This window comes from Clostridium celatum DSM 1785 (genome assembly GCF_000320405.1).
GTDB lineage: Bacteria > Bacillota > Clostridia > Clostridiales > Clostridiaceae > Clostridium > Clostridium celatum.
This window is the reverse complement of record NZ_KB291699.1, coordinates 1-1,744: the sequence shown is the minus strand read 5'-3', so window position 1 is coordinate 1,744 and position 1,744 is coordinate 1. Positions and strand designations below refer to the sequence as shown.

The window sequence follows — 1,744 nt, the reverse complement described above, 5'->3', positions numbered from 1 at the left end:
CACTACTTTATACTAACACCAAACTTCCTTAAAACACTTGATGATATGTTCTTTGCTGCTGGTATAGCCGTAGGATCATTCCAAGACCTTATAGCAATGGAAGAGGCTGGAGAAATACAATCTAATGCAGAGTACGCTTCAGCTCTAGCTGCTTGTGTTATTCAAAATAGTGCTATATCATATGTTTCAGGCATTTTTGGTGGTGCTCTAGGACAAGCAGTTGCACCACAATTTCCACTTGTTGCTGCTATAGTTGGAGGTATTATAGGTGCGTTTATCGGATATATATCTGGAAAAATATTAACTGAAATTGAATTAAAGGAAAACCTTAAAGAAATGTTTGAACTTGTATTTGATGAATTATTCCTATTTTAAATATAGCCAAATTAAGTAAAGTTAATAAAGATTTTATATTCTTAGTAGTACTTTTAAAGTTTTCTTTTTTCTTTAACAATTAAATAAAATTTATGAAATCCTGGTATGGTAGGTGTAAGTAAATAAGATAGCATTAGAAATACTATGGCAGGTGTTAAAAAATATGGGTCAGTTTTTTTTGAAGCTATAATTCCTAAAGCTATACAGAAAGAAGTAAAAACGGATACTAATCTCTTATCAATGTTAACTTTTTTTAATCCATTTCTCATTTTATTTTTAATATTTCTTATTATAGCAAGAACTAAGAATATATATATGGTTATGCTTAAAATAATTACTATAATCGCTTCTGATATATTTAATTCTGTTATAAATATTAGCATAGAAATGCAGAAATATAAAATCGAACTTCCAACAAAAGTTATAGATATATATAATTCCATCAAAAATTCTAGTTTTTTAGGGAAAATGTATAAAATTAAAGAAATTAAATTATAAGGAATCATAATGATAAAATAGTTTTTTAACATATCCAAAACTCCTTGTTGATTAGTCGTTAAGCTAATATCTTTACCAAGAATAAATTGATAAAATAAAAATACAAGAAAATTAAAAACATTAGAAATAATAATTAAGGCATATATTAATGATCTCATTTCTTTTGGTTCTTTTTTAGCTGTATAAATCTCCATAAATTCTTTATTGTTTTTCATTTTAATTCTCCATTCATTAAATTTTAAGGTTGGATGTAAAAATATTAAAAAATATAAAAAACCTGCAGAATAGACTTTTTATAATATTTATTATACAGGTTATATTTTATGTACTATTTAAAGATTTGATTTTTTATATCTTCCAAGTCATTTTGCATTTCAGGAAGAGTATTACTAAGCTGTTGGATTATTTTTTGATAATTTTCTTCACGAATTTGATTTTGTTTTAAAACATATAGCAAAAGATAGCTAAACAATAAAGCAAATATTCCTTGAGAAGTTAGAAAATTAAACAATTCATTATTCATAATTTCACCCCCTTAAACTACAAAGTAATTATGATTAAGCATATTTTTAAGGTGCATATATCAACGTCTTTAAGAGTAATATTTATTATATAACTAAAAATATATAATATAATTTTATTGTTATTAACTATGAGATTTTTATAAAAATAATTTATATTATGAATAGATATAATCAGCAACTATATATTTCAATTTTTTTATAGCTCTATTTTTATTTTGATTAATTGCTTGCCTAGAAACATTCATCAATTTTGAAATTTCAGATATTGAGAAATTTTCAACAAAAAATAATTTAAGTATATTTTTTTCAGATTCATTAAGTATATTTGGTGTTAGTATAAAGTAGTG

At 23.9% G+C, this 1,744-nt stretch carries 3 protein-coding genes and 1 pseudogene; 1 reads left to right on the top strand and 3 read right to left on the bottom strand.

The window, feature by feature from the left end; all coding sequences use genetic code 11:
- Positions 1–375 (top strand): annotated as a pseudogene (locus HMPREF0216_RS17410) (hypothetical protein); the annotation flags it as partial.
- Positions 376–428: 53 nt separating this feature from the next.
- Here HMPREF0216_RS17410 and HMPREF0216_RS14005 read toward each other — a convergent pair.
- The 3 genes from HMPREF0216_RS14005 to HMPREF0216_RS13995 all read right to left on the bottom strand — a co-directional run.
- Positions 429–1,088 carry a hypothetical protein gene (locus HMPREF0216_RS14005; protein ID WP_005215549.1) on the bottom strand — a complete coding sequence of 220 codons (660 nt, stop codon included), beginning with the start codon at positions 1,086–1,088 and terminating at the stop codon, positions 429–431.
- A 113-nt stretch (positions 1,089–1,201) separates the two neighbouring features.
- The gene (locus HMPREF0216_RS14000) at positions 1,202–1,396 is read right to left on the bottom strand and encodes a BhlA/UviB family holin-like peptide (RefSeq protein ID WP_005215547.1); all 195 of its coding nucleotides are present in this window, start codon (positions 1,394–1,396) and stop codon (positions 1,202–1,204) included.
- A gap of 156 nt (positions 1,397–1,552) precedes the next feature.
- Positions 1,553–1,744, bottom strand: a 192-nt coding sequence (locus HMPREF0216_RS13995; protein ID WP_005215545.1) for a sigma factor-like helix-turn-helix DNA-binding protein, incomplete at its 5' end; no start/stop codon positions are given.

Coding starts and splice junctions, on each gene's coding strand:
- HMPREF0216_RS14005 (WP_005215549.1), bottom strand. CDS start 1,088: ATGAAAAACAATAAAGAATTTATGGAGATTTATACAGCTAAAAAAGAA.
- HMPREF0216_RS14000 (WP_005215547.1), bottom strand. CDS start 1,396: ATGAATAATGAATTGTTTAATTTTCTAACTTCTCAAGGAATATTTGCT.